Source organism: Coprobacter sp., assembly GCF_982436375.1.
This window is the reverse complement of the sequence record NZ_CEWDCG010000171.1, coordinates 1-6,729: the sequence shown is the minus strand read 5'-3', so window position 1 is coordinate 6,729 and position 6,729 is coordinate 1. Positions and strand designations below refer to the sequence as shown.

The window sequence follows — 6,729 nt, the reverse complement described above, 5'->3', positions numbered from 1 at the left end:
TTCCGATAATAACCGCAGTATCGGCATCACATCGGAAGGAGAGCCGTTCATAACCATGTTAGATCCGGAGGAGAACCCGGAACGGATACCTCTTGCCCTTGCAAAAACAGCCAATGATTCGGAAGCCGGTCTGATGCCTTCGTCGGACAAACGGAAACTGGACTCGATCGAAATCATGGAGATCGATCTCAATACGGCTGATGGTACAGAAGAAATAGCCGATGCGGATACTGCCATACCGTTTTTAGGAAACAACACATTCAATGATATAATCACGAATGTTGAAACGGGGACAAGATACCTGTTCTATTATAAATATACCGTTGAAGATACGACCTATACAGGGAATTTTGTTTTTGCGACAGAAAATGACGGAGAAACCGGTAAAATAACCTTTACCAATCCGGAATCTCTCGTCTCCATGATAATAGAGAAAATAAGACCGGATATGCCAATCCAAATAGCAGTAACATTACCATAACGATAAAACCATAACAATATGAACAATATCATGCCCTTAGACAAGAACCTCAATCCCGTACCGGTATTGCCGATAGGAACAGCCCAAGACATCACGGACGGGACACTTCCGTCAGGAGCAAGCCGTATAATCCGGATAACGGCCGTTACCGACTGCCGGCTCTGGCAATATAGAGGAGATAAAACCGGCAGCGGAGTTCTCCTTCCGTCCGGACAGACAGAATATTTTTCGGTATATGAAGGGTATTCGATAGAGATATCTGGAACAGCAAATGTAATGGAATGATGAACGGATTAGGGAACTTAGGACATTTAGGGAAGCTTGGTCACGCTTCAACCTCCGGGACGAACCATCCGGAAGTAGAGGCCTCCGGCCGAGCTTTTCCGATCTGGAACACGAAACCGGGAGACGATAAACTGTTGTCCCTATCGATACATGGGCTTACGGAACAGAACGGAACACCGACCCCTGCGAATCCCGTACCTATGCGATCGGTAGGAGACAGTGGGCTGTTTTTGTCAGTCATGCCGGATAAAGCAGGAAGCGATTACCAGTTGTTGAACATCAAAGAAGCAATGAAAAAGGCGGGACATGACGGTATACTTCGATCAGTAAACGGCATATACGATGAAGTAGTGTATAACGGAAAAGAATGGAAACTGATACAGCGGATAGGTGTGAGTACAGGATTCACCGTCACTTCAATCTCAACACTTAATAGTAACGGAGATTTAAGAGAAGTCCTTGTAAGAGGATCGGTAAAAGGAACACAAGTAACCCCTGACATATCTGTCTTTTACAGCAATAAATTCTATTATACAGGAGATTCCACATCCAATAAGTGGAATAAAGTGTATGGAGTATGGACAAACAGTCTGAGATACGGATTTACAGTTGTATATGATATAACCGACTATCCAACGGAAGAAGCATTAAAAGCCATGATCGAGGATGAAAGTACTATCTATTATTATGTATTATTTACTCCGGCAGAATATTCTCTTGATTTACCGGTAATAACGACCTATGACGAACAGACCTATTTCGCCAGCAATGCCGCCGAAGTAAAACCCCGTATGATAGCCCGATGTAAAGTATCGAAAGCATTGGACTACATCCGGGAGGGTCTGATCGGTTACTATACCGGTCGAGGACGAAGCAACACGGATGAGAATAAAAACATTCTTCCGGATCTGTCCGGCAACGGGAACGACCTTGAAAATAAAAACTTTGCATATACAGTCGATTCCGGTTACGGAGACGGCTATATTCAATATGACGGGGTAGATGACTTTTCAAGTGTTGAAAAAGCAATGACCAATATAGATTTTACAATTCTTTTTACAATTAGTGATGTTGAATTATTAACCGGTAATAGTTGGAGCGGACTTATTTATGGGAGTAGCTATTATTTAGGAATAAACAAGGGTATTTGTTTCTCGTCAGAGAATAGATATATAATGAATGGCAATATCAGTAAAACAAATTTTAATATTTCCAATAAAGGAAAAGAGATATTCGTTGTAGGATGCTTTAATGGCGGAAAAGAAAACAATGTAATCGGGATTACATTAGGATCAATAAATAATTCCCCTATTTACGCATGTAAACAGAAAATATATGATGCATTAATATATAACAGGGAGTTAACCGAAGAAGAAATAAAGCATAACTATAAGGCCTCGTGTCAATACAACGGAGAAGATATAGACGGCAAGGCCGGAGAAAATAACGAATTCTAAAAACCAAAATACGATGAACAGATATTACAAAATCCCGATTTCGGAACTTAAAGATATAGACCCGGATTGGGAAACGAGAAGAAAGAACGTAGACGCAACAGAAGCGATCATGCACGTAGAAACATACGATACGCTGGTATCGGAGAAAAATAAGGAAATAATGCCCCTATCGGAAGATAGCGTAGAGTGGGAGAATTATCCCGTCTATCAGGGGAAAGAGCTGGAGAAACTGTTGGCCAGCCCGGAATGGACACCGGATCAGGAAGGAGGTCTTCGATGAAATGGTTGAGAGAAAGTAACCGTCCTCGTCATATCTTATATGGATTTCTCGGGGCGTTGATAGGCACGTTACTGTTTTCCATAGGCTTGGCGATCGGTAAGGAATATGGAGACAAGGCATGGAGCGGGAAATTCGACCGGCTCGATTTATGGGCAACACTGATAGGCGGTATTGCCGGACAAATTGTTCAATTATTTATTATATGGAGGATATGGATATTATTTTAGATTTTATTAGCAGCGATCAGATCGGAGAATTAAAACGTCGAGCTGTCATTATTTTAGTTTTTTGGATCATAATGGTTATAGCCGTATTTATCGATTTGTGGACGGGAGTTGAAAAAGCCAGAGCCCGACACGAGCAAATTTATAGCGATAAACTTAGGCGAACGGTAGCAAAGATCGGAGAATATTGGAGAGTTCAGATAATGTTCCTGTTATTCGACATTGTCGGTTCGTTTATCACGGTTTATAATCTTCCTTATGCCTCCATGTTCGGGACGCTCTGTATCGTGTATATAGAACTGCGCAGTGTCTTCGAGAACTTGAAAGAGAAGCGGTCAGTCGCCGCTGATATCCCCGAAGCCATGAAAGAGATCATCAATTGTAAAGACATTGAAAAAGCGAAAGAGTTAATCGAAAAATTAAAAGGAGTAGGAAATGAAAAAAAGTAAGCACTTCAAAATACAAGAACTTGTTTGTCCCGAAGTCTATAAAAAATATGGAGAACGGGCATGGATGTTTATCGATCCGGAATTGATAGAGACGCTTGATATAATCCGGGAGAAAATATTGAACAAACCGATGATTGTTAATAATTGGGCTTCAGGAGGAGGTTATACCCAAAGAGGACTTCGGTGCAATATTTGTCAACTGGTAAGGGATAAGACAAAAAACGGGAAACTCTATTTGTCTGCGCATAATTTCGGGAAGGCCATAGATGCGACGATAGAAGGGATGACGGCAGAGGAAGCGAGAAGATTGATCATAAAGAATCAAATTCTGCTGCCCTGTCCGATTCGTTTGGAGGATGGCGTTTCTTGGCTGCACTTGGATGTGTATGATGCGGATAAAGGGAAAGTACATCTGTTTAAGGTATAATTCGAAAACTTTGAATAGATTAAGGCTATAAAATAGGTATAAAATAAAGACTTCCCGAAAAATTCAATTTTTCGGGAAGTCTTTATTTTATAGGAATATTTAAAATTCTGCATTTTTCGGAGTTCTTGGGAACGGAATGACATCTCGAATATTTGTCATTCCGGTAACGAACAATAAAAGTCGTTCAAATCCTAAACCGAAACCGGAATGCGGGGCAGTCCCGAAGCGTCGTGTATCGAGATACCACCAAATATCTTTTTCCGGAACACCCATTTCTTTAGCACGAGTATAAAGTTTGTCATAATTTTCTTCACGTTGCGAACCTCCTATGATTTCTCCTATTTTAGGGAATAGGACATCCATGGCGCGGACCGTTTTTCCGTCATCATTCTGTTTCATATAGAATGATTTTATTTCTTTCGGATAATCGGTGAGGATGACCGGACGTTTGAAGTGTTCTTCTACCAAATACCGTTCATGTTCGGATGCGAGGTCTGCCCCCCAATATATCGGAAATTCGAATTTGTGACCTTTAGCGACCGCATCTTCCAATATCTTGACACCTTCGGTATAAGACAGTCGTACGAATTCATCTTTAAGAACCGATTGCAGCCGTTCGATAAGTCCTTTGTCGAACATGTCGTTAAGGAATTGCAGATCGTCTTTACAGTTGTCTAAGGCCCAGCGAACGCAATATTTTATGAAGTCTTCTGCCAATTGCATATTTTCTGCAATTTCGATAAATGCAACTTCCGGCTCGATCATCCAAAATTCTGCGAGATGACGGGGAGTATTGGAGTTTTCTGCCCGGAATGTAGGACCGAATGTATAAACGGCTCCCATCGCCATTGCTGCTAATTCGGCTTCAAGTTGACCTGAAACGGTCAGGCTCGCCTGTTTACCGAAAAAGTCATTATCATAAATAATCGATCCGTTTTCATCCTTTTTCAAATCATACAGATTCATGGTAGTCACCTGAAACATCTGTCCTGCTCCTTCACAGTCGGAAGCGGTAATGATCGGAGTATGAAAATAGTAAAAACCTCTTTCATGGAAAAATGTATGTATTGCCATTGCCATGTGGTGTCGCATCCGAAATACAGCTCCGAACGTATTTGTACGAGGACGCAGATGTGCTATTTCTCGTAAAAACTCCATGGAATGACCTTTCTTTTGTAACGGATAGGTCAACGGATCGGCAGTTCCGTATATTTCTATTTCTTCTGCTTGTATTTCTGCATCTTGGCCTTTTCCCTGCGATTCGACCAATAGTCCGTTTACATTGATACAAGCACCGGTTGTAATCGGTTTTAAGAGTTCTTCATCGAATTTTTGCAGGTCGATGACTATCTGCATATTTTTAATTGTCGATCCGTCATTTAAAGCGATGAACCCGACTTGTTTGTTCCCGCGACGAGTACGAACCCATCCTTTTACGTTAACTTGAGTTCCGAAAGGTTTATTTTTGAACAGATCTGCGATTTTGGTTCTGCTGATTGTTTCCATTTGTCCTTCTTGTTTTATGCCTGAACACGAATGTCGGAAATTTCCGACATTCGTGCAGATTTATTTTTTGATTTTATATTCGTTTTATTCGAACGAACCCATTTGAAGCATGGTGACTTCTTGTTGAGTAAGATAACGCCAGCGTCCTCTGGGTAAGTTTTTCTTAGTCAGTCCGGCGAAATAAACCCGGTCGAGTTTTGTCACTCGGTATCCTAAAGCTTCGAAAATACGGCGGACGATACGGTTTCGTCCGGAGTGAATTTCGATTCCGACCTGATTCTTATCCGTATCGGTTGCATAGCTGACAGCATCGGCGTGAATAGGTCCGTCTTCTAATTCAATGCCATCTGCAATCCGTTGCATGTCTTCTTCCGAAACATCTTTATCTGTCCATACGTGATAGATTTTTTTCTTGATAAATTTCGGGTGAGTCAGTTTTGATGCCAAATCTCCGTCATTTGTCAATAATAGGACTCCTGTGGTATTCCGGTCTAATCTACCTACCGGATAGATACGTTCTGTACATGCGTTTCGGACAATATCCATTACGGTCAGACGGCCTTGAGGATCGTCTGATGTCGTCACGCAATCTTTCGGTTTATTCAGTAAGACATATATTTTATGTTCCAAAGTCACAACTTTATCTTGGAAAGTAACGACGTCGCTACGGGTAATTTTAGTCCCGAGTTCGTTCATGACGACTCCGTTTACTTTTACGAGACCTTGCTGTATGAATTCATCGGCTTCACGACGAGAACATACTCCGGCATTGGCCATATATTTATTTAAACGTATAGGTTCGTTCGGATCTACGTTTATTTCTTCATAGATGATCCGTTTGCGTTGTTGAGAATAGTCGTCTCGACGTTGCGGTCTGTTGTTATTATATGGTCTGTTACCGTTTCTGTTATTATTGTATGAGCCGTTGTTACGGTTATTATAAGGCCTGTTCCCGTTATTGGAATTGTTCCCGTATGCCGGACGATTTGCCGGACGATAGGGGCGGTCGTTGTTTTCACTGTTGTAACGGGGACGATCGTTATTATAAGGCCTGTTATTATACGGTTTATTATACGGGCGATCATTGTTATAGGAACGGTTTCCCGCATCCCCATAATTGTTGGTTCGGTTATAACCGGATGATTGCCTGTTGCCGTTATAAGGTCTCTTGTTGTTTTCTCCGTAAGAAGGGCGATTATAATTTCTTTCGCCATTATTGATCCGGGGTCTTCTTTCCGGATCGAACGTGTTTTCGGTTCTTCGAGAATAATCTACTTTTTCGTATCTTTCTACACTACCGTCACGGCCGGCGACACTTTTACTCTCTCCAATACGAGGTCGCCTTGGTTTGTTTTCTCTTTCCATAGGGAATCTTTTGAATTGTAATTAATATAAAGAGTGAGCCTCTCGGCCTACCTCCAAATGTTTATTTAATTTGAAAGATAATTATTTCTTTGCAAAGATGCAAATGTTTTTTTAATTATGGTAATAATCAGCCGTTTTTCTGCATTTCTTAACGTGTAAATTTCAGTTCTTTGCAAAAAAATACTTTTGAGAACGTAGCGTGCTATTAATAATCTGAAAAAGTGATCTAAAAAAGAGAAACACGAAAGAATAAAT

Annotated in this window: 9 protein-coding genes; 7 read left to right on the top strand and 2 right to left on the bottom strand. The window is 41.2% G+C overall.

Translation table 11 applies throughout. The annotated features are described in order from the left end of the window. From AC1WHX_RS09505 to AC1WHX_RS09475, 7 genes are all read left to right on the top strand, one after another. A partial coding sequence (locus AC1WHX_RS09505) for a hypothetical protein (RefSeq protein ID WP_481229234.1) occupies positions 1–481 on the top strand: 481 nt, incomplete at its 5' end. Between the two features lie 18 nt (positions 482–499). Continuing rightward, the gene (locus AC1WHX_RS09500) at positions 500–766 is read left to right on the top strand and encodes a hypothetical protein (protein WP_022600723.1); all 267 of its coding nucleotides are present in this window, start codon (positions 500–502) and stop codon (positions 764–766) included. Continuing rightward, complete coding sequence (locus tag AC1WHX_RS09495; protein ID WP_481229232.1) at positions 763–2,223, top strand: hypothetical protein; 1,461 nt, start codon at positions 763–765, stop codon at positions 2,221–2,223. Before AC1WHX_RS09500 ends, AC1WHX_RS09495 begins: the two co-directional genes overlap by 4 nt. Before the next feature lie 13 nt (positions 2,224–2,236). Then, positions 2,237–2,503 (top strand): hypothetical protein, encoded by a 267-nt coding sequence (locus AC1WHX_RS09490; protein ID WP_122338096.1) that lies wholly within the window; start codon positions 2,237–2,239, stop codon positions 2,501–2,503. Continuing rightward, complete coding sequence (locus AC1WHX_RS09485) at positions 2,500–2,730, top strand: hypothetical protein (RefSeq protein ID WP_147412143.1); 231 nt, start codon at positions 2,500–2,502, stop codon at positions 2,728–2,730. The genes AC1WHX_RS09490 and AC1WHX_RS09485 overlap by 4 nt, the downstream gene beginning before the upstream one ends. Continuing rightward, on the top strand, positions 2,715–3,176 hold the full coding sequence (locus tag AC1WHX_RS09480; protein WP_009319070.1) for a phage holin family protein: 462 nt from the start codon (positions 2,715–2,717) through the stop codon (positions 3,174–3,176). Before AC1WHX_RS09485 ends, AC1WHX_RS09480 begins: the two co-directional genes overlap by 16 nt. Next, complete coding sequence (locus AC1WHX_RS09475) at positions 3,163–3,603, top strand: hypothetical protein (RefSeq protein WP_022391062.1); 441 nt, start codon at positions 3,163–3,165, stop codon at positions 3,601–3,603. Before AC1WHX_RS09480 ends, AC1WHX_RS09475 begins: the two co-directional genes overlap by 14 nt. A gap of 99 nt (positions 3,604–3,702) precedes the next feature. Here the strand turns inward: AC1WHX_RS09475 and asnS are convergent, their stop codons facing one another. Both asnS and AC1WHX_RS09465 read right to left on the bottom strand, forming a co-directional pair. Next, positions 3,703–5,109, bottom strand: coding sequence for an asparagine--tRNA ligase (asnS, locus tag AC1WHX_RS09470; protein ID WP_009319068.1), 1,407 nt, complete (start codon positions 5,107–5,109; stop codon positions 3,703–3,705). An 84-nt stretch (positions 5,110–5,193) separates the two neighbouring features. Then, a complete protein-coding gene (locus AC1WHX_RS09465) occupies positions 5,194–6,474 on the bottom strand; it encodes a pseudouridine synthase (protein WP_009319067.1) in 1,281 nt (426 codons plus the stop codon). Positions 6,475–6,729: the final 255 nt, after the last annotated feature.